Source organism: Paenarthrobacter sp. OM7, assembly GCF_029873575.1.
In the GTDB taxonomy this organism is placed as follows: Bacteria; Actinomycetota; Actinomycetes; order Actinomycetales; family Micrococcaceae; genus Arthrobacter.
Map to the genome: position 1 here is coordinate 4,405,178 of NZ_CP123579.1, position 20,794 is coordinate 4,425,971.

General features: G+C 63.5%; 20 protein-coding genes. 13 read left to right on the forward strand and 7 right to left on the reverse strand.

Translation table 11 applies throughout. The features are described from left to right. The first annotated feature begins 286 nt into the window (after positions 1-286). The 6 genes from QEH68_RS20325 to QEH68_RS20350 are packed head-to-tail and all read left to right on the forward strand — an operon-like array spanning position 287 to position 6,134. Positions 287-1,639 carry an MFS transporter gene (locus QEH68_RS20325; RefSeq protein ID WP_280624671.1) on the forward strand — a complete coding sequence of 451 codons (1,353 nt, stop codon included), beginning with the start codon at positions 287-289 and terminating at the stop codon, positions 1,637-1,639. Continuing rightward, on the forward strand, positions 1,639-2,658 hold the full coding sequence (locus QEH68_RS20330; protein ID WP_280624673.1) for a C-terminal binding protein: 1,020 nt from the start codon (positions 1,639-1,641) through the stop codon (positions 2,656-2,658). Before QEH68_RS20325 ends, QEH68_RS20330 begins: the two co-directional genes overlap by 1 nt. Continuing rightward, positions 2,655-3,731 (forward strand): alcohol dehydrogenase catalytic domain-containing protein, encoded by a 1,077-nt coding sequence (locus tag QEH68_RS20335; protein WP_280624675.1) that lies wholly within the window; start codon positions 2,655-2,657, stop codon positions 3,729-3,731. Before QEH68_RS20330 ends, QEH68_RS20335 begins: the two co-directional genes overlap by 4 nt. Further along, positions 3,728-4,504 carry an SDR family oxidoreductase gene (locus QEH68_RS20340; protein ID WP_280624678.1) on the forward strand — a complete coding sequence of 259 codons (777 nt, stop codon included), beginning with the start codon at positions 3,728-3,730 and terminating at the stop codon, positions 4,502-4,504. The genes QEH68_RS20335 and QEH68_RS20340 overlap by 4 nt, the downstream gene beginning before the upstream one ends. Continuing rightward, on the forward strand, positions 4,501-5,184 hold the full coding sequence (locus QEH68_RS20345; protein ID WP_280624680.1) for a bifunctional 4-hydroxy-2-oxoglutarate aldolase/2-dehydro-3-deoxy-phosphogluconate aldolase: 684 nt from the start codon (positions 4,501-4,503) through the stop codon (positions 5,182-5,184). The genes QEH68_RS20340 and QEH68_RS20345 overlap by 4 nt, the downstream gene beginning before the upstream one ends. Beyond that, positions 5,181-6,134, forward strand: a complete 954-nt coding sequence (locus QEH68_RS20350; protein ID WP_280624683.1) for a sugar kinase — start codon at positions 5,181-5,183, stop codon at positions 6,132-6,134. The genes QEH68_RS20345 and QEH68_RS20350 overlap by 4 nt, the downstream gene beginning before the upstream one ends. 41 nt (positions 6,135-6,175) lie before the next feature. On the opposite strand, the gene QEH68_RS20355 is transcribed toward QEH68_RS20350, so the two are convergent. After that, on the reverse strand, positions 6,176-6,946 hold the full coding sequence (locus QEH68_RS20355) for an IclR family transcriptional regulator (protein WP_280624685.1): 771 nt from the start codon (positions 6,944-6,946) through the stop codon (positions 6,176-6,178). Between the two features lie 267 nt (positions 6,947-7,213). On the opposite strand from QEH68_RS20355, the gene QEH68_RS20360 reads away from it, so the two are divergent. Together QEH68_RS20360 and QEH68_RS20365 are read left to right on the forward strand one after the other, a co-directional pair. Then, positions 7,214-7,837 (forward strand): hypothetical protein, encoded by a 624-nt coding sequence (locus QEH68_RS20360; RefSeq protein ID WP_280624687.1) that lies wholly within the window; start codon positions 7,214-7,216, stop codon positions 7,835-7,837. Positions 7,838-8,345: 508 nt separating this feature from the next. Next, positions 8,346-10,001: an HNH endonuclease signature motif containing protein gene (locus QEH68_RS20365; protein WP_280624690.1), complete on the forward strand. Its 1,656-nt coding sequence runs from the start codon at positions 8,346-8,348 to the stop codon at positions 9,999-10,001. 130 nt (positions 10,002-10,131) lie between these two features. On the opposite strand, the gene QEH68_RS20370 is transcribed toward QEH68_RS20365, so the two are convergent. Then, positions 10,132-11,319 carry a 4-hydroxybenzoate 3-monooxygenase gene (locus tag QEH68_RS20370; RefSeq protein ID WP_280624692.1) on the reverse strand — a complete coding sequence of 396 codons (1,188 nt, stop codon included), beginning with the start codon at positions 11,317-11,319 and terminating at the stop codon, positions 10,132-10,134. A gap of 117 nt (positions 11,320-11,436) precedes the next feature. Beyond that, complete coding sequence (locus tag QEH68_RS20375) at positions 11,437-12,177, reverse strand: IclR family transcriptional regulator (RefSeq protein WP_207595421.1); 741 nt, start codon at positions 12,175-12,177, stop codon at positions 11,437-11,439. 262 nt (positions 12,178-12,439) lie between these two features. Here QEH68_RS20375 and QEH68_RS20380 point away from each other — a divergent pair, with 262 nt between their 5' ends. After that, positions 12,440-13,723, forward strand: coding sequence for an aromatic acid/H+ symport family MFS transporter (locus QEH68_RS20380; RefSeq protein WP_280624695.1), 1,284 nt, complete (start codon positions 12,440-12,442; stop codon positions 13,721-13,723). 49 nt (positions 13,724-13,772) lie between these two features. Here the strand turns inward: QEH68_RS20380 and QEH68_RS20385 are convergent, their stop codons facing one another. The 3 genes from QEH68_RS20385 to QEH68_RS20395 form a co-directional block, all read right to left on the reverse strand. Continuing rightward, complete coding sequence (locus QEH68_RS20385) at positions 13,773-14,204, reverse strand: Hpt domain-containing protein (RefSeq protein WP_280624697.1); 432 nt, start codon at positions 14,202-14,204, stop codon at positions 13,773-13,775. Next, positions 14,197-14,340, reverse strand: coding sequence for a hypothetical protein (locus QEH68_RS20390; RefSeq protein WP_280624699.1), 144 nt, complete (start codon positions 14,338-14,340; stop codon positions 14,197-14,199). The genes QEH68_RS20385 and QEH68_RS20390 overlap by 8 nt, the downstream gene beginning before the upstream one ends. Before the next feature lie 314 nt (positions 14,341-14,654). Beyond that, on the reverse strand, positions 14,655-15,263 hold the full coding sequence (locus QEH68_RS20395; protein WP_280624700.1) for a TasA family protein: 609 nt from the start codon (positions 15,261-15,263) through the stop codon (positions 14,655-14,657). 216 nt (positions 15,264-15,479) lie between these two features. Here QEH68_RS20395 and QEH68_RS20400 point away from each other — a divergent pair, with 216 nt between their 5' ends. Continuing rightward, entirely contained in the window at positions 15,480-16,235 is a 756-nt protein-coding gene (locus QEH68_RS20400) for a ZIP family zinc transporter (RefSeq protein WP_207595425.1), read from the forward strand. A gap of 19 nt (positions 16,236-16,254) precedes the next feature. Here QEH68_RS20400 and QEH68_RS20405 read toward each other — a convergent pair whose 3' ends face one another. Continuing rightward, a complete protein-coding gene (locus tag QEH68_RS20405) occupies positions 16,255-17,502 on the reverse strand; it encodes a hypothetical protein (RefSeq protein WP_280624703.1) in 1,248 nt (415 codons plus the stop codon). Positions 17,503-17,816: 314 nt separating this feature from the next. On the opposite strand from QEH68_RS20405, the gene QEH68_RS20410 reads away from it, so the two are divergent. The 3 genes from QEH68_RS20410 to cls are packed head-to-tail and all read left to right on the forward strand — an operon-like array spanning position 17,817 to position 20,776. Then, positions 17,817-18,194, forward strand: a complete 378-nt coding sequence (locus tag QEH68_RS20410; RefSeq protein ID WP_280624705.1) for an SHOCT domain-containing protein — start codon at positions 17,817-17,819, stop codon at positions 18,192-18,194. A gap of 44 nt (positions 18,195-18,238) precedes the next feature. Beyond that, positions 18,239-19,303, forward strand: a complete 1,065-nt coding sequence (locus QEH68_RS20415) for an AI-2E family transporter (RefSeq protein WP_280624707.1) — start codon at positions 18,239-18,241, stop codon at positions 19,301-19,303. 6 nt (positions 19,304-19,309) lie between these two features. Continuing rightward, positions 19,310-20,776 (forward strand): cardiolipin synthase, encoded by a 1,467-nt coding sequence (cls, locus tag QEH68_RS20420; protein WP_280624709.1) that lies wholly within the window; start codon positions 19,310-19,312, stop codon positions 20,774-20,776. Positions 20,777-20,794 lie beyond the last annotated feature (18 nt).

The window sequence follows — 20,794 nt, forward strand, 5'->3', positions numbered from 1 at the left end:
AACCCGTCGGCTTTAAGGAACACCAATACAGTAAGCATGCTTAGCGTTTGCTTGGCAAGACCCAATGTGAGAACCGGGGGAATCTCCGCGCAGACCGGCGAGGGGCCCTCGACGGCAGGCCGCCGCCGTCGTGCGCCTCTTTCACATTCTTAGAAATCGCTTTCTTCCAGCCCCAGGATGCATTACATTTATCTCCAGCGGTTTTCGGGATGCTATCCCTATAATCGGAATCTTATGTAAAACTCCTCATCCACGGCTACGAGCCACCACCCGCTTGGAGACAAGATTGACTGAGAACAGCGTTGTTCAGAATGCCGGCCGGCCAGGTACAGGCACCCCGTCCGAGGTGAAAAACGTCCGTCGGGCCGCTTGGGCCGGACTGATCGGCACTGCCCTGGAGCAGTACGACTTTGTGATCTATGGAACCGCCTCCGCGATCATCTTCAACACGATCTTCTTCCCCAACGTCGACCCTGCGATCGGCATCCTGGCCGCTTTCGGCGCCTACGCCGTCGGCTTCGGCGCCAGGCCCTTGGGCGGACTCTTCTTCTCCAAATACGGCGACCGCCTGGGCCGCAAATGGGTGCTGGTGGCCACCCTCTTCCTCATGGGCATCGCCACATTCGCCATTGGGCTCTTGCCTACCTACGAGCAAGCCGGACTCTTGGCGCCCGCGCTCCTGGTGGCCTGCCGATTCCTGCAAGGCTTCGGCGCCGGAGCTGAACAGGCCGGCGGCGTCGTCCTCATCGCGGAAACCGCGCCCAGGGGTCAGCGCGGCAAGTACTCCTCACTGGTGTTCGTCGGGGCGGCGGCGGGGACGGCACTTGGAGCGGTGGTATGGATCCTGGTGCAGATGATGCCCAAGGAAGCGCTGGAATCCTACGGATGGCGGCTGGTCTTCTTCTCGTCGATTTTCGTGACGATTGCCGCCTACATCATCCGCCGCAAGCTCAAGGAGTCCCCGGTGTTCCAGGAGCTCCAGGAAGAAGGCGGCATCGGCAAGCGGGACACCCCCGTGGCAGATGTCATCAAGAATGGCCGCCCCAACCTGTTCCGCGTGTTCTTCATGAACGTCGGCGCCAACGCCCATTCCTACCTCTTCCAGGTGTTCCTGGGCTCCTACCTCATCAGCCAGCTCAAGATCGACTCGACGTTCATTCCCAAGGTCCTGCTGGTTGGCGCCCTGTTCGCCTGCGTGTCCGCCTACGTGTTCGGAAACCTCTCGGACAGGTTCGGCCGGCGCTCCATGTACCTGGTGGTGACCACGTTCCTGTTCATCTTCCCCATCCCGGCCTTCCTGCTGATCAACACGGGCAACCTGTTCCTGATCTCCGTCGTCATTGTCCTGGGCTTCATTTTTGCCGCCCAGGGGTCCGTCGGGGTCCAGGCTGCGTATTTCCCCGAGCTCTTCGGCGCACGCTACCGCTACGCCGGCGTGGCACTCGGCCGCGAATTCTCCTCCGTTTTCGGCGGTGGCATCGCCCCGCTGATCTGCTCCGCGCTGGTCACGGCCTTCAGCGGATCCTGGATCCCGGTAGCCATCTACATGATGGCCATCATGGGCATCAGTCTGTTCACCACCATCAAATCCCCGGAGACGGTCGATCGTGACCTTCTCCTTGAAGAGGACGCCAAGTAATGTCAGAACCCATCACCCCCTCCGCCAACCCCATCAACCCCACCAAAATTGTCATCACCGATTGCGATCACGATTCCATCGATATCGAACGTGCTGTCGCTGAGGCTGCCGGCGTCGAGCTTGTGTTGGCTCAGTGCCGCACTGAAGAGGAAGTCGTCACTGCAGCGGCCGGGGCGGACGCGATCGTTGTCCAGTACGCGCCCATCACCGCCAAGGTTTTGGATGCTTTGCCGGGGTTGAAAGCGATTGGCCGTTACGGCGTCGGGGTTGACACGCTCGACGTCGAAGCCGCCACTGCGCGCGGCGTCGCCATCTGCAACGTCCCCGACTATGGCACCGAGGACGTCAGCGACCACGCGATTGCCTTGGCCGTCAGCCTGGCCCGCGGCATCACGCAGCTGGACCGCGGTGTACGCCGTGGCGATTATTCGCTGGGGCCGGTGCAACCGTTGCACCGGATCAGCGGGCGGGTGTTCGGGGTGGTGGGCCTGGGCTTGATCGGTGCGGCCACGGGCCGGAAAGCAAAGGGGCTGGGCTACGAGGTCATCGGTTCGGATCCGCTACTGACCCCCGGGTCTGTCACGGAGGACGGGATCACCGTAGTTGGCTTCGAGGACCTCATCGCCCGTGCTGACGTGATATCCCTGCATGTGCCGCTCAACCAGTACACGCATCACCTGATCAACAGCGAGGTACTGGGCAAGGTGAAGCCGGGGGCTGTGCTGGTCAATACCTGCCGCGGAGGTGTGGTGGACACGGATGCTGTGGCGGCGGCCCTGAAGGACGGGCGCCTTCACGCTGCGGGTTTGGATGTCTTCGAAGTGGAGCCCTTGCCCAGGACCAGCCCGCTGCTGGGAGTGGAGAACGCGGTCCTGACCCCGCACGCGGCCTGGTATTCCGAGGAGTCCTACGCGGAGCTCAAACGCCGCACGGTGGAGAACGTGGTGGAGGTCTGCGCCGGCCGCGCGCCGCGCAACATCCTCAACAGTGAAGTGCTGAACGGGAGCGTGCCGGCATGAGCGTCGAAACAGCAGCTGAATCCACGTCGCTGACGATGCGCGCAGCGGTCTGGACGGGTCCGGACACCATTGAGTACCGGACCGTGCCGCTTCCCGAGGTACCGGAGGGCTGGGCCTTGGTCCGGTCTGAGCTCACCGGGATTTGCGGCACGGACTTCTCCATCCTGCACGGAAGCCACCCCCGGGCTGAAGCGCCCGTGGTGATGGGCCATGAAATCACCGGCATCGTGGAAATCGCTGCCGCTGGAGGCCCTGCGGCGGGCACCCGCGTGACGGTGGAGCCCTTGATCCATTGCGGGAAGTGCCATCCCTGCAGGGAGGGGGACACTCATGTTTGTCGCAGCCTGAAGCTGTACGGGATCGACGTCGCCGGGTCCTTGGCCGAGTACGTGGCTTTGCCGGCAGAGACCCTCATTCCCGTCAGCTCGGCTGTTCCGCTGCATGAAGCCGCGCTGGCCGAGCCGCTGGCCGTGGCAGTACATGCCGTCTCCCGTTCCGGCCTCAAGGGCGGAGAGCGGGTGGTGGTGTTCGGCGCGGGTCCCATAGGCATCCTCACTGCCCTTGTTGCCCGGGCTGAAGGGGCCGGCAGCGTGCTGATTTCGGAGCCTTCCGAAGAGCGCCGTTTGGTGGCTGAGGAGCTTGGCTTCGACACTGTTGCTTCGGGTGCCGACCCGGTACACACGATCCTGGGGGCAACGGGCGGGGACGGCGCGGACATCGTGTTCGATTCGGCCGCCCACCCCTCCGTGGCGGCACTGCTGCCGAAGGCAGTTCGCGTCTTGGGCACCATCGTGCTGGTGGGTGTCTACAAGAAGCCCGTCGAGGTTGATTTGCAGGCCCTGACTTTTGCGGAAAACACGGTGGTGGGCGTCCGCGTCTACACGCGGGCCGACGTCGAACGGGCCGTCAAGCTCATCGAGGGCGGCGAGCTTGGGCTGGGACGGATCCCTGTGGAGGTCTTCCCGCTCGAAGAAACCCGGGCCGCATTCACCAAGGCCATGACCGCTGGAGCGGTCCTCAAAGTATTCGTTGGGCCGGCTACGGCAGCCGTCCCCGGCAAGGGAGAAGCATGACAGACACAGCAGCGGCGCCGCGCGCGCCTTTTGACCTGACAGGGTCGACGGCGGCCATCACCGGAGCTTCCCGCGGCATCGGCCTGGGGATCGCCCTGGGCCTGATCCGGGCGGGCGCGAACCTTGTTGCGCTGCAACGTGGTCCACTCGCTCCGGAACTGGCCCAGGCTGCGGCGGAGGCAGGCGTTACTGCCGAAGCAACGGCCATCGACCTCTCCAGCCAGGACTCGGTGGCGCACGCGATCGAAACGACGCTGGCGAAGCACCGGATCGACATCCTGGTCAACAACGCCGGCACGCAGATCCGCCATGACTCCGTGGAGTTCCCGTTGGAGGACTTCGATGCGGTCATGAACATCAACACCCGGGCAGTGTTCCAGCTCTGCCAGGGCTTCGGTAAGGCCATGGTGGAGCGCGGAAACGGCAAAATCATCAATTTGGCATCCCTGCTGACGTTCCAGGGCGGATTGCGGGTTCCGGCCTACGCGGCGTCCAAGGGTGCAGTGGCCCAGCTGACCAAGGCGCTGTGCAATGAGTGGGCCCCACAAGGCGTCAACGTCAACGCCGTGGCCCCGGGGTACATAGCCACGGACATGAACCAGGCCTTGCTCGCCGACTCCGTCCGGCATGAGCAGATCTCCAGCCGTATCCCCGCCGCCCGATGGGGATCAGGCCACGATCTCGCCGGCGCGGTGGTGTTCCTGGCTTCCCCTGCCGCAGATTACGTGCACGGCGTTGTTCTTCCGGTCGACGGTGGGTGGCTGGCCCGATGAGCACCATCCAACCAGCGGGCAAACTGCACCGGCCGGCTTCTTCCGCGATCCTGAAAGCCAATCCCGTGGTGGCCGTCATGCGGGCACACCACGCCCGCGAGTACGCCCCCGTGATCGAAGCCCTGGTGCGCGGAGGCGTCCGTTCCATCGAGTTGACCCTCAGCACCCAAGGAGTCTTCGAGGAACTGCCCCGGCTCAAGGAACGCTTCGGCCCGGACGCCGAGATCGGCGTCGGAACCATCACCACCGTGGACCAAGCCCTGCAGGCCCTCGACTGCGGAGCGGACTACCTGGTCACCCCGGCGATGGTTACCGCAGTGGTGAGTGCCGCCGTCGAGCGTGACATCCCGGTGTTTCCGGGCGGGCTGACGCCCACCGAACTGCTGGCCGGCTGGAACGCCGGCGCCACAGCGGTGAAGCTCTTCCCCGCCTCGGCCGTGGGCATTGGGTACGTCGACCAACTCCGCGGGCCGTTTCCGGAGATGCGGATTGTGCCCTCCGGAGGCATCGGGATCGACGACGCACCGGCGTGGATTGCGGCCGGCGCCCTGGCCGTCAGCCTCGGCGGGCCTCTGCTGCGCGATGCTTTCTCAGGCGGAAGCCTGACGGAGCTGACCGCGCGGGCATCGAAGCTCAGCCACCTTGTAGCCGACGCCGTGGAAGCGCGGGCAGCCAAGTGACTACCTACACCGACGTAGTGACCATGGGCGAAACCATGGCGCTCATGAAAGCCGAGACACCCGGGCCCTTGGCCCATGCCGGCTCGCTGGGGCTGGGCATGGGCGGGGCCGAGACCAACGTCGCCATCGCATTGAAGCGCCTGGGCACCAGCGTGACCTGGCTCGGACGCGTGGGGCAGGACAGCCTCGGCGATTTGGTGCTCCGCGAGGTGTCTGCCGAAGGAGTCGCAACCATGGGGATTCGTGATCGTGGGGCACCCACAGGCCTGATGATCAAGGAACGCCGCACCTTGGAACACCTCAAGGTCTGGTACTACCGTTCAGGCAGTGCCGGCTCGAGATTGGCTCCGGAGGACATCCCGACGGACACCATCCGGAATGCGAAGCTCCTGCACCTGACCGGAATCACGCCCGCCCTTTCCAAATCAGCGTGTGAAGCCGCGCTGTACGCGGCGTCCGTGGCGCGGGAAGCCGGGGTGACCGTCTCCTTCGACCTGAACTACCGCGCTGCGCTGTGGACAGAGGGCCAGGCCGGGCCGGTCTTCCGCACGTTCATTGAACTGGCAGACCTTGTTTTCGCCGGCGACGACGAAGCCGCAATCGCAGTGGGCCGCGGCCCGGACTCCCTCGAACTCGCACGCAAGATCGCAGCAATGGGACCACAGCAGGTAGTCATCAAGAACGGCCCGCTCGGTTGCGTCGGTGTGATCGACGGCGCCGAATACCGTCAAGACGCAGTACGCATCAACGCCGTGGACACCGTCGGTGCAGGAGACGCATTTGTGGCCGGATACATCTCCGACCTCCTTGCCGGAGCCTCCGTGGAAGACCGGCTACGCACCGCGGTGCGGACAGGCGCCTTCGCTTGCCTGGTGCCCGGCGACTGGGAAGGCATGCCACGGCGCCATGAGCTTGGTTTGCTGGACGCTTCAGAACCCGTGACCCGGTAGCAGGGATCGGGTCCGGCCCTTCCCTGCGCGGCTCAACAGCACTAGATCCAGGCCCTTTCGAACCCCGGCGGCAGGCAACTTGTGAGCTCCGGCTGGAACTTCTGCAGCAACGTAACGAGGGATTGGATACGCTCGGGATTCATGTGGACACTTGGGGCTGAGACTGACACGGCGGCAGCCATGGCCCCGCTCAAGTCAGGTATCCCGATGGCAAGGCATGTGATTCCGAGTTCGTTCTCTTGGTCATCCATGGCATAGCCGTTGTGCTTGGCCTCATGCAGCGCGGCCAGGAATTCTTCGGCCGTCCTGATGGAGAGCGGCGTTGGCGTGATGGTGTGGTTAAAGGCTTTGATCGCCTCGGCGTCGCTCTTCTCGGCCAGCAGCACTTTGCCCAGCGCCGTAGTCTGGGCCTTCCGGCGAACGCCCGGATAGGACGTCATCTCGAAGCCCCGGTGGCCACGGGCCTTGGCCAGGTAGACCACTTCATCGCCGGACAGTATTCCCAGATGGGTAGCGTCCAAGGTGATGCGGGCAATATCGGAGAGGACTTGCTGCACGGCCCCCGGCAAGTCGATGCTGGTTTGTGCTTGCGTGCCCAACTCCAGGAGTTTCACGCCCAAGTGGTAGCTCCTGTCCTCCGACTGGCTCAGATACTTGGCTCCTACCAAGGAGGTCAGCATGCGATGGGTGGCCGATCGGCTGAGTCCTGCGGCTTTGGTGATGTCCTCCAGCCGGTGAGAGCCGGCCGCTACGCAGTCGATCAGGCTGAGTCCGCGTTCGAGTGTCCGGGCTCCTGCGGTGGTGGCTTCCATGTCTCCGATTCTCCCACGGAACAGCCCTCCATCCCTATATGCGGGAAGCCTCAGGCGCGCGGGAAGCGTCAGACGCGCGGGCAGCGCACAACGGCGAGCTGCCGCCGTCGTGCGCTTGTGTGCTACCCGCCGCAATCCTTGGCGGGCTGGCCGTGGCCTGCCCTCGCCACTGCTGTAACAGCATTTTAGTAAGCATCCTTGCTTTCTAGCTGAAGATGGTGTTTTGCTTGGTTTACCAAAGTTCAGGCAACCGGATCAGGAGCTGACATGGTTGATGGATATGACTCGGGATCAAGCACTCCCAAAGCCCGCAGGGACGAGGTCGTCCGGGCGGAAAAGGACCGTTTTGGCGGCATCAAATGGGGCTCGGCCTTCTTTGGCTGGCTAACGGCCGTCGGGATGACCGTCCTTCTCACCGCCTTGGCTACGGCCATCGGGGTTGGCGTAGGAGCGGCGAACCCGTCAGGCGCCGGTCAGGCAGCAGATCAGGCCCGGCAGAACGCAGAAACCCTGGGGGTCGTCGGTGGAATCGTGCTGGCAGTCGTCCTGTTCCTGGCCTACTACTGTGGCGGCTACGTCGCCGGCCGGATGGCCCGCTTCGATGGTGCGAAGCAAGGGCTCGCTGTGTGGTTGTGGGGCATTATTGTCGCCATTCTCGTGGCGATCCTCGCGACAGTAGCAGGTAACCAGTTCAACATCCTCGATGACCTCAACGGCGCACCCCAGATTCCCCTCGACGGAAGCCTGATGACTGCCAGCGGGATCATCGGGCTCGTCATCGCCTTGATCGTCCCGCTTCTGGGCGCCATCGTCGGCGGAAAGGCCGGCATGCGTTTCCACCGAAAGGTGGACCAAGCAGGCATCGACCACCAAACCGGAGTCGCCGGATAAGAGCCTTCTAACGGCGGCCTGCAGGTATTGGAGGAGCCTCCGACGGTAGTTTTCCACATAGCGCAGATGAGGGCTTATAGCGGTCAAGCCATCGTGACAGGCTTGATTTATGGATGGCATAGGGCAGATCGTGGCGCGGCGGGCAGGTTCGTCCGGCGCCCCTCAAATGTCATCATTCTCTCTGGACTCGATTACCGGACCCGCTGTCCGCACGTGCCCGACGCCGGCAGCCGGCGATGCTGTTACCGACCGGAATTCCGGGCTGCTTCCTCGACTCGATTCGTTGCCCGCTCCCGGTGAACCTCTGCCTCAGGCATTGCTGGAGGCGGCGGTGTCCGCGGGCTCGCGCGAATACCGGGGATCTGCGCCCCCAAAGGTGCCTGAGGCGTGGCCCAAACCCGGGGCATCCGCGCCAGTGATGCCAAGAAGGGCGGCGCTGACCGCGGGATCGAAATCCGCGCCAGGGGAAGGTCGGGGCCCGTTGTCCGCCGAGCCGTCATTACCTGACGTGCCCACATTGGAAGCGGCGCTATTTGAGGGTGCCGCCGCAGCCGACGCGTTGCGATCGATAGCTGCCAGTGAGGCGCGGCTGTTTGGGTTTGTTGCAGCGGCTGATTTTGCCGGCAAGGTCGAGGAGATCGCCCGGTCGGTGGAGTACTTGCAGGTGGTCGCGGCGCAGGCTGTGGAACGGACCCGGACCGAAGCTCTACAGGCCGGTCCGGGGTCCTCGTCGGCTGCACCGCAATGGCGGACCGGCTGGACCGAACCAGAGCCAGGCACCGACACCGCTGCGGCGACCGATGGTGAAACAGGATCAGCACGTTGGGCATCGGAGGCCAAGGTCAGTGTTCTGGATGACGGGTACCGGAACGCGGCCCAGTTCCTGCGCGCACGGTTGCGGATCGGCATCGGAGAAGCCAAGCGCCGGCTCGCCCTCGCACCCGACGTCCTCCCCCAAACCGGGATCACCGGGCAGAACATCCCGGCCCGCCACGCAATCCTCTCCCAAGCGGTTGGTTCCGCACTGGTGCCTTCCCGTTCGGCCTCGATCATCAGCACCGCCCTGGACAAAGTCCGGAACCTCACCGACGAGGACACCCTCACCCGGATGGAACACGCCCTCACCACCACCGCGGTCGAAACCGACCCGGACTTCGTCACCACAATGGCCAAACGCTGGATCGACGCCATCGACCACGACGGCCCCGAACCCACCGAAGAAATCCTCCGCCAACTCCAAGGCGTGTTCCTCCGCCGCCGACGCCGCCACGGACTCCACCACCTCGAAATCTTCGCCACCGACGAACAATACGAAATCCTCACCACCGCCATGAACGTCGCCACCAACCCCCGCCTCACCACCCCCGACACAGGCACCACGGAAAACACCGAAACCGGGGACACCCCACACAACAACCCACACAACGGCCCAGGCACAGGCACAGGCACCAGCCCGGACCTGGACCTGGACCGGCGCAGCCGCCCACAGAAACTCCTCAACGGCCTCACCAGCGCCTGCAGCCTCGCCATGCGCACCGAAAAACTACCCGCCAACGGCGGCCTCCCACCCCAACTCACCGTCACCATCGGATACCAAGAACTCCTCGAACAAGTCCACAACCAGCACAACCCCGGCACCGGCACCGGCACAGTGGCTGGGATAGGGACAGGCACCGGGAGAGGGACAGGGGCTGGGGCAGCACCAGTAACTGGGATAGGGACCGGGGCCGGGGTAGGGACAGGCACCGCGACCTTCACCGGCCCGATGCACCCGAACACCATCCGCAAAATCGCCTGCGACGCCGACATCCTCCCCGTCCTGCTCGGCAGCGACTCCCGCATCCTGGACATCGGCCGCACCACCCGGATCTTCCCACCCCACATCCGCAAAGCCATCACCGCCCGCGACCAAGGATGCGCCTTCCCCGACTGCACCATGCCCGCACCCTGGTGCGAAGCCCACCACACCACCTACTGGTCCAACGGCGGCACCACCTCAACAGACAACGGCACCCTGCTCTGCAGCCACCACCACCACCTCATCCACAAAGAACAATGGCGCATCGACATCAAAACCGGCATCCCCTGGTTCATCCCCCCACCCCACATCGACCCACACCAAACACCCCGACGCAACCACCACCACACACCCCACAGAACATAGGAGGCCCGGGTTCAACTGGGGGGAAGAGGCCAAGGGCCCGACCTTGCTCCGGGGGCGGCGACCCATCGCCATCAGGAGATGAGCCACCGTCAAGCGCTTGCTGAACGGTTCGCCCGGCAAATCCGCGGGCTTAGCGCGAGGCGGGCCAGCCTGTGTAGGACTCTGCGAGGTATGCCTTAGCGTGCTCGGAAGTCACCACCGAGTGCAGTTCACCGAGTTGTCGGGCGCGGTCGAAGTCGTCGGCACCCGGCACCGTGTGCAGCATGGAGGTCATCCAGTATGAGAAGTGCTGGGCCTTCCATACGCGGTCCAAAGCACGGTCGCTGTACGAATCCAACAGCGCCGTGGATCCCTTGGAGTAGAAGGAGTCGAGGCCCTCAAAGAGCATTTTGACGTCATGGATAGCCAGGTTGAGGCCCTTGGCTCCCGTGGGTGGAACAGTGTGCGCCGCATCGCCGGCCAGGAAGAGGTTGCCGTAACGCATGGGGGTGTGGACGAAGCTGCGGAACGGCAGGACCATTTTCTCCAGCACGGGCCCTTCCTTGAGCTCAAACCCGTTGCCGTTGACGCGCTTGCGGAATTCGTTCCAGATGCGTTCGTCATCCCAGTCGGCCACGTTGTCCTTGGGATCGCACTGGAAGTACATACGCTGCACAGTTTCGGTGCGCTGGCTGATCAGGGCGAATCCGTTCTCGGAGTTGGCGTAGATCAGTTCGTCGGCGCTGCGCGGAGCTTCGGCGAGGATCCCGAACCATGCGAAAGGGTACTCGTGGAAGTACCACTTTCGGTCGGCCTCGGGGATCTGGAAGCGGCAGTGGCTGCGGGATCCGTCAGCTCCCACCAGGAAGTCGGCCTGGATTTCGAATTCATGGCCGTCGGCGTCCGTGAACCACACCTTTGGCTTGCCTTCGAGGTCGTGAACCGTGGTGTCCGTGACGCTGTACCGGACGTCGCCGCCGTCGGCCTCCCGCTTCGCTGCGAGGTCCATGAAAACGTCAGTTTGCGGGTACAGCCAGACCGATTCGCCGACGAGTTCCTTAAAGTTGATCCGGTGGCTCTCGCCATTGAACCGCAACTCGATGCCGTCGTGCCGGTCGCCTTCGCGAAGCACCCGGTCGGAGACGCCGGAATCCACCAACAAGTTCACAGTCCCGTGCTCAAGAATTCCGGCGCGAACCGTCTCCTGGATGTCCTTGCGGCTGCGGATCTCCACCACTACGGACTCGATGCCCTGTTTGGCCAGCAAATGGGAGAGCATGAGGCCTGCGGGGCCTGCGCCCATAATGGCCACTTGGGTGCTGATGGGTGTGCGTACCATGGTTGTTCCTCGCTTCGTTGCGGATCCCGGCTTGCTCTGAAGCGGGATGAATCTGGAATCAGTGTGGCCCGCGACGGGTGATTGGCGTTACAGCAATTCCGTTGAACGGAAGCTCCATCAATCACCCAGTTGGCGTCCGATGCCGCGGGCTGCCGTTTGGAGCGCGGGTACCAGCGCCTGCAGCCTCATCTCAGCCAGCGGGACCACGACACCCAGTGCCGCCACGGTCCGACGCTTGCCATTCATCACAGGAACGGCAATGCCCCACGTGTCAGGATCCACAACACCCGCGAGCTGCGCGTATCCCTGCTGGGCCGTTTCGGCCAGGAAATGACGCACGACGTCGGCAGTCACCTTCCCGGATGGATCCTCGAATTGTTCGAGGTACTCCGCCTGCAGTTCCCGTGATTGGTGGGACATCAGGGCCAGCCCTGCCGAGGAGATGTGGACAGGCATCCTTCCGGCGATCCTGGCCCGGTTGGCCACTGATCCCCTCCGCGAAAGCCGCTCCACGAAGAGCGCCTCCCACCCTTCCAGCACGGCAAGGTTCACGTTCTGGTTCAGGACCTGCTGGATATCCTCCATGAAGGGCATGGCAGCTTGCCGGAGGGCCAAGGTAGGCGAATTGCGGTTGACGAGTTCCCACAGACGCAGGCCCAGGCGCACCGTCCCGCCGGCACCAAGATCCAGCAACCCGTGCTCCGAGAGTTGGCGGACCAATCGATGCGCCGAGGATAGCGGGAGCCCGGCCCGGTCAGCCAACTCGGTCAATTGCAGCGAGGTTACCCCCTCAGGAAAGGCTTCTATCACCCGCACTACGCGGTCAACCACGGAATCTCCGGATGCTGAGTTGGCCACGATGCGCTCCTTTGATGGCTGGTCGGTTGCTTGCTGGGCGGTTACTTGCTGGTCAGGGGGCCTGCTGGTCGGTTGCTTGCTGGTCAGGGGGCCGGCTTTGTGGAGAGTGGGTGACATCCATGCCTGCAGACGCCTTCCATTCAATGGTAGAACGTGTGCCACACAACATCAGACGGTGATACAACTCTCATGACCGACCGAACGTTCTTTGGCTCTGGAATCGATCAGCCAAGACCAACAACAACGAAGTACCGAGGACGCTATGCCAACGATGTCATCTGCCCGCCGCTCCCAATGGCCCGTTTGGCTGTGCTGGCTGGCCATGGTTCTGGACGGCTTCGACCTCGTGGTTCTCGGAACTGTCATCCCCACACTCATCAAGACCGGTGAACTGGGCTTCGACGCGGTCGGAGCCACCTTCGCGGCCACTATCTCCTTGGTTGGCGTTGGTCTCGGGGCGCTGTTCATCGCGCCGCTATCGGACAAGTTTGGCCGTAGGAAACTCCTGATCGCCTGCGTGGCAGGCTTCTCGCTGTTCACCATCGGCGTTGCCTTCGCCCCGAACGTTGCGGTCTTCTCACTGCTCCGCCTGCTGGCCGGTCTAGGGTTGGGCGCCTGCCTTCCGGCGGCATTGGCATACATGAACGACTACGCACCAGCAGGATCAGCCGGAAAGTCCACCACCCGGACCATGACCGGGTACCACGTGGGCGCCGTATCCACGGCCTTGTTGGCCATTTTCATTGTTCCCGACTGGCGGCTCATGTTCATCATCGGTGGCGTGGCTGGGCTGGTACTGCTGCCATTCCTGTGGGCCAAGTTGCCCGAATCCCTCCCGGAAGCAACTCCTGCCAACGAGGGCGAGTCCAAGGCGGGCGGATCCGCACAGGCGACGGCCGCCGTCGAACATTCTGCCGGTACCAAACCAAAGACCGGCTTCCGCGACCTCCTGCAGAAGCCCTATCCTCTGGTGGCGGTTGGTATTGGCATTGCATCCTTCATGGGGCTGCTGTTGGTCTACGGGCTGAATACGTGGCTGCCGCAACTGATGGCTGCCGCCGGATATCCCGTGAGCACCGGGCTGACGCTGTTGCTGGTCCTGAATGTGGGCGCCGTGGCGGGGCTGTTCGTCGCCGGAATCCTTGCCGATAAGCATGGGACCAAGAAGATCGTGCTGCTGTGGTTCGGGTTGTCGGCGGTGTTGCTTGCCATCCTCAGCGTCAAGATCCAGAACGAATTCCTGCTCAACGCGGCCGTTTTCGTGACGGGAGTCTTTGTCTTCAGCTCCCAGGTGCTGGTGTATGCCTGGGTCAGCCAGCTCTTCCCGGCCAGGCTCCGCGGAACTGCACTGGGCTTCGCTGCGGGGGTCGGCAGGTTGGGCGCGATCGTTGGTCCTGCGGTGACCGGAACCCTGGTGGCCGCGAATATCGCCTACCCTGCAGGCTTCTACGTCTTTGCAGGTGCCGGTGTCCTGGCCGTTGCCGCGTTGTTCCTGGTGCCGCATGAGGTCAAAGCCGCCGACACCTCCGTGCCGACCCACCACTAACTCCTTTTCACCACCGCGGACTCACCACCGGGGGCTCACCGCCCGGGATTCATTGCCCTTGGCCCTGCCGCAGTGACCCTTGCGCTTTCACGAGCAGCTGCGGACCCTCCGCGAAGAAGCGGTCCGTGGAGTTCTGCAGCGCGGGAAGTGCCAGGACCGCGGAATCGAAATGGTCGCCCCGGATCATGATTTCAAGGGCCCGGCACTGGTTTTCCGTTTCCAAGGCCCCCACCATGGCGGAGGAAATCTTGAGGCTCAAGACCGCGTCCATACTGGCATCGGCATCGCGCAGGCAAAGGCCCGTGGAGATTCTAAGGATCCTGCCCGGCAGCATGGACAGGTATGTGGAGAGGAAGCTGATGGCCGGCGCAGAGTCGTCCAACTCCTCAGCCAGCGCCTGTAGCGTGCACGCCTCCAGAACAGATTCCGATGGTGTCGGGTGTGGTTCAGCGTGACTCATCACTGCCCGCCAGTCACTCACCAGGTGCTGCTTGGGGCTCTGGGGCGCCAGTGGTGATGATCTGGGTTTTCACCCGCTGGTCTTCGCCCGGGATGTGGCAGGTAGTGACCTCGGCTGCCTTGATGCCCGTGCTGGGGGTGCTGTTGAGGGTGCTCATTGTCCTGGCGTTCCTTCCGGGTGTTGATCGGCTTCCGGGGCGAGCCTGCATCGAAGCCTGCATCGCCCGGCTCCGGCTTCCTGCGGAAAGTCCTCAAGGCTGGCTCAGGACCAGGGTGTGACCAGGGATCCGGCGTACTCATTAGTACAGCTGGCCCGGAAATATTGGCTGCCGGGAAAATACCGGCGGACCTGATCGGGCAGGGGGGCGCCCGACCAGGCCCGGCGGGGCTTGATGGTGTTTCTGTTGCGGCAATCGCAGCTGACTGCCCGGTGTTACCGCGGGCTGCCTGTTGGGGGTCAGCGGGGTGGGTGTTATTTGGTGGTTTCGGTGCGCTGGGTGCCGGTGAAGGAGAAGGCGATGGTGGAGGTGGCGCCTTGGAAGTCGTTGTTCGCGCTGGTGGGGAACGCGGTGGTGATTTTGAGGTTGTCGGTCTTGGCGGACGTCAGTGCGGTCAGGTTGGCCAGGGCCTTGTTAGCGGTGATGACCGGGGCGGAGGCCAGGACGGTGCTCTTGGTTCCGGTGCAGGTGTAGGGGGCTGCGGTGCCGGTCCAAGCCACGGAGCAGTTTTCGATGGTCAGTTGCAGACCGTTGGTCACGTCGGTGGTGAGCAGGGATCCGGTGGCCCCGGCGGAGGTGGTGAGGGTGACGTTGTTCAGGTCCGAGTTGCCGGTGTTGGCCAGGGTGACGAGCTTTTCGACCTTGTCTCCGGGCAGCAGTCCTGCGATGGGGACGTTGAGGGTGTTGGCCGGGCCGGGGGCGCCCAGGGCGATGGTGACCGTACCTGCGGTGACAGCCTGTGACGCGGAGGTCGATGAGGTGAACGCACCGTAGGTTCCCATGCCGGCGACGGCGGCTGCGGTGCCGACCAGTGCGACGGAGGCGAGGATTTTGCCGGAGGTGGTCTTGAGGCTGATGGCCATCTGAGTATGGTCCTTTCGGGAGGCCACCGCGGGTCCGGCCGGCCGTTTCTTCCAGCCTCTCTGGCTGACAAGAACTACTGTGCCGGGGCTGGATCAAGAACTAATCCTGCAAACCCGCAACAGTTCCTCAGGAAAACCTCAAGACTCACCACAGCCCCACCAACCCCATATGAAACACTCATGGGGCACGTGAAAGGCAAAGGAAAGGGCACAAGAATGCCGATGTGGTTGCAAGCCCTGATGTGGGGAACACTGGCAGGCGGAGCCCTGGTTCTCGGCGCGGGCATTGCCTGGCTGTGGAAAGTCCCGCCCAAGGTTGTTTCCACGGTGATGGCTTTCGGCGCTGGCGTCCTGATCTCAGCCCTTGCCTTCGAACTGGTGGACGAAGCCGTCCAAGGCGGCGGATTGATCCCCACCATCTTGGGCTTCCTCCTCGGTGCGCTGATTTTTGTGGGCTCGAACGTTCTGCTGGCTCGCGCCGGCGCCAAACATCGGAAACGCTCCTCCGGACCCCAGCCGTCCGAAAAGGACAGCCCCGGCAGTGGAACGGCCATCGCCGTGGGCGCGCTGATTGACGGCATTCCCGAATCGGTGGTGCTCGGCGTCGGCCTCCTTGCCGGCGGGGCGGTGAGCCCCGCCATGCTGGCCGCCGTCTTTATCTCCAATGTTCCCGAGGGCTTGTCCAGCACAGCCGGCATGAAAAAGGCCGGGCGAAGCCCTGCCTACGTCTTTGGCACGTGGACCGGCATTGCTGTGTTCAGCGGACTCGCGGCGCTCATCGGCTACACCGCGTTGGAGAACGCCCCCGGGACTGTCATTGCGTTCATCACCGCGATCGCCGCCGGCGGAATCCTGGCCATGCTGGCGGACACCATGATTCCCGAGGCTTTCGAAGAGCACCATAACCTCACGGGGCTGACGGCCGCTGTCGGGTTCTTGAGTGCCTTCACGATCCATCACGTCGGCGGCTGACGGTGAAGGCCAAAAGAGGCTAGTGCGGCAGCAGCCCCAGCAACGGCAGGGCGACCGCCGTCGACACTGCCATGGCCGCCGTGTTGCCGATCACCGGGTGAAATCCGGCGGGCAGGCGAGCGGAAACCACGCGGGCAAGGGGTGGCGCCAGGACTGCTCCCAGCACGGCGCCTCCCACCACCGCGGACCACGAGCCTCCGTAGGCCAGGACGGCGGCAGGAGCCACGGACACCACGGACGCATAGGTGGCCGCCCACCCACCGTCGCGGTACCAGCGCTGCCAGAGGACGACGCCGATTGCCGAGGTCAGCGCCTGGGCGAACAGTATTTGGGGCAACAGGTGGGTTCCGTACGACGGAAACGCCGGGTTGAGCACGAACGCCGCCGAGACGGCCAGAATCACGCCGATAGCTGCGAGCTCGTTGGCGAAGAAGTGCGTTTCAGTGAAGTCCTTGAGGACGCGGCGGGCAGCCCACGCGGCATCGTTGCGGAAGGTGCCGTGAACGCCCGACGGCGGCCGGCACGGTTCCGGCGGTCGCCCCGGCTTGTGCAGTGCCAGCCACGGCAACCGTCTGGCGACCATGAACGCCAGCACAGAACCAACGGACATCGCGAGGACGTTTGCCACCACCACGGGCAGGCCGAGCGGCATCGAAAGGGCCGGAATGAACAGCAAAGCCAGGGGCGTTGTGGTGGCTGCTCCCAGAACGGCGCCGGTGACACAGGTCTTCCAGCCGGCCCCGTAGAGAAGGACCATGGCGGGAGCGACGCAAACAAAAGGCACGAACGTGGGCTGCCACCCGTCGTCGAGCATCCACCCGAAAGCCAGGTTGGATAGGAGCAAGCTCAGCGACGCCGACGCCAGCACCCACGGCCAGAGGCCGGTTCCGTAGGTGAGCGATCCCACCCAACTCTTCCCCCGCCGTCCGGCCCACCATGCCAGCGCGGCCCCTGACAGCAGGCCAAGTGCGGCGAGGTCCGAAGCCCAGAACAGGGGCTCGGTCATGTCGCTGAGGAACCAGCGAAGGGCAGTCATCGGTGAGACGGCGGCGGCTTCCGACCAGCCCGTGTAAACCGGGCCAATCCGCGGAGACTGTCGAGCGAGTGTGTGCACGAGCAGCGCGAAGACCCCGACGACAGCCGCCATGCTGAAGGCCCCCAGTGCGACCGCTGCCGAATGGTGATGGGGCGCTTGCTCCGACCCTCGCGTGACCTTGGCTTTGGTTGGGAGGTCAACTGCCGGAGGAGTTGGTAAAGAGTGCGTCATTGGAACCCTAAAACGTGCGGTGGTGCGTGGCTTTGAGCAGCGTAACCGACCGTTTGACGCCAACTGCAACGGCCAGGTTATGGGGAATTTGTGACCGGAGCGGGCACCCAGCCCAGCCGCCCGTCGTCGGGCCTCACAATCTCCGCTCACCCTTAGTGGGTGATCTTTCTGCCCAATCGCTGCCGATCCAGCGCAGACTGCCGCTGGCGGGTCCGGGCGAATCGAGAATGGTGTTGTGGTCCCGCCGGGGAACGGGTCCCTTGCCGGATGACGACGGCCCTGCCCCGGGCCGAACGAACGATGGGAAAGACACCATGAACTTTTTGGAATCGTTGTGGAGCATCATTGTCGCTTTCTTCTTCATTGCCTATTTGATCCTCCTCTTTCAGATCATTTCGGATCTTCTCCGCGATAAAGCCCTGGGCGGCGGCGTAAAAGCCCTGTGGATCCTGTGCCTGTTCGTGGCACCGTTTATCTCGGCCCTGATCTACGTCATCATGCGCGGGAAAGGTATGGCGCTTCGCAGCGAAATACGCGTCCGTGAGTCAGTGGAGGAAACAGAAAATTACATCCGGGAGGTTGCTGGAGCGCCGACGCCCACCCAACAAATCGAATCAGCCAAAGCACTGCTTGCCGCTGGCGACATTACCGAGGCGGAGTACGCCCGCCTGAAGGAGCTCGCGTTGGCGTGATTCGCGCGACGGCCCACCATCCATATACCGCCGAAAGGGACCGCATGACGCGATTGAAGGCATTTCCGCTGTTGGAAGCCGGGCCGTTCCGATTCGGCCTGATCACGGCATTGGGTGTCCTGGTTGCCTTGGCTTTGGGTTCGGCCGTCATCACGTTGCGGTACTCGCTGACGTTGATCTTCGCGGCCTTGTTCATCTCCTTGGGCCTGTATCCCTTGGTCCGTTGGCTGGAAAGGTGGAAGCTCTCACGTGGCGGCGAAGTGCTCGTGGTAGCGGTTGGCTTCCTGGTGCTCGTGGTTGTGCTGATCCGTTTCGTGGTCCCCATCCTGGTGGAGGAGGGCGCGGCGCTGGTCAGGGTGCTGCCGTCGAGTTTCGAGGCCGTGAGTGAACAAGAGTGGTTCCGGGACGTCAACGGTTCATTGGGCGGAGCACTGACTCCGTTGCTGGAATGGCTGGAAACCTCGGCGGCGGATCCCAATGTCTGGCTGGCCATTGGCGGCGGAGCGGTCCAGGTTGGCTACAACGTAGTGAACGGGACCTTCGCCGTGGTCTTCGTGGTGGTCTTGACCCTCTATTTCGTAGCCGGACACGAGGTCATGAAATCCAGCCTCTATGCACTGGTGCCGGCATCACGCAGGGAATCATTCGCCGATATCTCCGAAACAATCATTGCCTCCGTGGGTAAATACCTGAGCGGCATGTCGATCCTGGCATTGCTGAATGCCGTCTTCACGTTCATCCTCCTTTCCGTGGCCGGGGTCAGGTATGCCGCTGTACTCGCCGTCCTGGCATTCCCCATTACCCTCATTCCCCTGGTGGGCAGCGCGATCAGCACCGCCATTATCACCGTGGTTTCACTTTTCACCTCGCCCTCAACGGCGCTGGTTGTCTTCCTCGTCATGCTGGCCTACATGCAGATCGAGGCCTACATCCTGACGCCCCGTGTGGTGGGCAAAGCGATCAGCATCCCGGGTTCCCTGGTGCTCATCGGCGCGATGGTGGGCGGAACGCTGCTGGGCCTGCTGGGGGCGCTGATCGCCTGCCCCACCACGGCTTCCATCCTGCTGATCATCAAAAAAGTGGTCATCCCGCAGCAGAACGCCAAGTAGCGCGGCATGCAAGGACTACTGCCCGACGCCGATGCCGCCGCCTTGATCTTGTTGGCGCTCCATATCGTGCTCGGATCAATTGCCGCGGTGATGGTTTCGGCCAACCGGAAACCGTCGTCGGCCATTGCCTGGGTGCTGGCGATCATTTTCATCCCGTACTTGGGCACGGTGGCGTTCCTGCTGGTGGGCCGCGGCAAACTCCCCAAGGCCCGGCGCGACAAACAACGCGCCGTCAACGAGCTGATGCTTGGACGCACGCCTGGCCTCTCAGCAGTCAGCCACAGTGAGGACTGGCCCGCCTGGCTGCGTTCCGCCGTCGAACTTAACCTCAGGCTGGGCGCGCTGCCCATGGTGGGCGGCAACCGCGCCGAATTGCTGGAGGACTACAAGGGTTGCTTCGACCGTATGATCGCGGATATGGACACCGCTGAAGAGTACGTCCATGTGGAGTTCTACATTTTGTCCCTGGACCCCACGACTTCTCCATTCTTCGATGCCCTGGCCAGGGCCCGCCAACGCGGTGTTGCGGTCAGGGTGCTCTTCGACCACCTGGCAGCACTGGGCGACCCCAAATACAAGGACATGCTGCAGGCTTTTGACGGTATGGGCGCCGAGTGGCACGCGATGCTTCCCTTGCGCCCCTTCAAGGGTCAATGGCAACGCCCGGACCTGCGGAACCACCGGAAACTGGTGGTGGTGGATGGAAGGGTGGGCTACACCGGCTCCCAAAACCTGATCGATGCCTCCTACAACAAGAAGCGGAACATCAGACGCGGCCTCCAATGGCATGAGCTGATGGTGCGTTTGGAGGGGCCTGCGGTGCGGGAGCTCAACGCGGTGTTCGTCACCGACTGGTACAGCGAATCCCAGACCCTGCTTCCGTTGGACACTTCACCGGTGATCCTGGGGTCGGAGCCGGAGCTGATCGACGCCCAGGTCCTGCCCAGCGGTCCCAGCTTTGACAACGACAACAACCTCAAGCTCTACACCACGCTCATTTACAAGGCCGAGCACCGCGTCAGCATCACCAGCCCCTACTTTGTGCCCGACGAAGCCATCCAACTGGCCATCGTCACCGCAGCGTCCCGGGGTTTGAGCGTTGAACTTTTCGTCTCGGAAGTGGGCGACCAGGCCATGGTCTACCACGCCCAGCGTTCCTACTACGAAGTCCTGCTGCGGGCCGGCGTCCGCATCTACCTTTACCGGGCCCCGCAGGTCCTGCACGCCAAGCACTTCACCATAGACCACGACGTCGCCGTTATCGGCTCAAGCAATATGGATGTCCGCTCGTTCAGCCTCAACATGGAAGTCTCAGTGCTGGTCCATGGTCGATCCATCGTGGACCGGATGCGTGAGGTCGAAGACAGCTACCGCGCAGCAAGCACGGAGCTGCTGTTGGAGGACTGGCTGCGGCGACCGGTGGGCCAGGTGGCTCTGGACAATCTGGCCAGGCTGACGTCGTCGTTGCAGTAGCGCGGGTCTCTTCAGCAG

What these genes read in the sequence shown, in the direction of transcription:
- QEH68_RS20415 (WP_280624707.1), top strand. Translation starts at nt 18,239, where the DNA reads ATGACGCGATTGAAGGCATTTCCGCTGTTGGAAGCCGGGCCGTTCCGA.
- QEH68_RS20400 (WP_207595425.1), top strand. Translation starts at nt 15,480, where the DNA reads ATGCCGATGTGGTTGCAAGCCCTGATGTGGGGAACACTGGCAGGCGGA.
- cls (WP_280624709.1), top strand. Translation starts at nt 19,310, where the DNA reads ATGCAAGGACTACTGCCCGACGCCGATGCCGCCGCCTTGATCTTGTTG.
- QEH68_RS20330 (WP_280624673.1), top strand. Translation starts at nt 1,639, where the DNA reads ATGTCAGAACCCATCACCCCCTCCGCCAACCCCATCAACCCCACCAAA.
- QEH68_RS20345 (WP_280624680.1), top strand. Translation starts at nt 4,501, where the DNA reads ATGAGCACCATCCAACCAGCGGGCAAACTGCACCGGCCGGCTTCTTCC.
- QEH68_RS20335 (WP_280624675.1), top strand. Translation starts at nt 2,655, where the DNA reads ATGAGCGTCGAAACAGCAGCTGAATCCACGTCGCTGACGATGCGCGCA.
- QEH68_RS20405 (WP_280624703.1), bottom strand. Translation starts at nt 17,502, where the DNA reads ATGACGCACTCTTTACCAACTCCTCCGGCAGTTGACCTCCCAACCAAA.
- QEH68_RS20355 (WP_280624685.1), bottom strand. Translation starts at nt 6,946, where the DNA reads ATGGAAGCCACCACCGCAGGAGCCCGGACACTCGAACGCGGACTCAGC.
- QEH68_RS20340 (WP_280624678.1), top strand. Translation starts at nt 3,728, where the DNA reads ATGACAGACACAGCAGCGGCGCCGCGCGCGCCTTTTGACCTGACAGGG.
- QEH68_RS20390 (WP_280624699.1), bottom strand. Translation starts at nt 14,340, where the DNA reads ATGAGCACCCTCAACAGCACCCCCAGCACGGGCATCAAGGCAGCCGAG.
- QEH68_RS20395 (WP_280624700.1), bottom strand. Translation starts at nt 15,263, where the DNA reads ATGGCCATCAGCCTCAAGACCACCTCCGGCAAAATCCTCGCCTCCGTC.
- QEH68_RS20410 (WP_280624705.1), top strand. Translation starts at nt 17,817, where the DNA reads ATGAACTTTTTGGAATCGTTGTGGAGCATCATTGTCGCTTTCTTCTTC.
- QEH68_RS20380 (WP_280624695.1), top strand. Translation starts at nt 12,440, where the DNA reads ATGCCAACGATGTCATCTGCCCGCCGCTCCCAATGGCCCGTTTGGCTG.
- QEH68_RS20360 (WP_280624687.1), top strand. Translation starts at nt 7,214, where the DNA reads ATGGTTGATGGATATGACTCGGGATCAAGCACTCCCAAAGCCCGCAGG.
- QEH68_RS20370 (WP_280624692.1), bottom strand. Translation starts at nt 11,319, where the DNA reads ATGGTACGCACACCCATCAGCACCCAAGTGGCCATTATGGGCGCAGGC.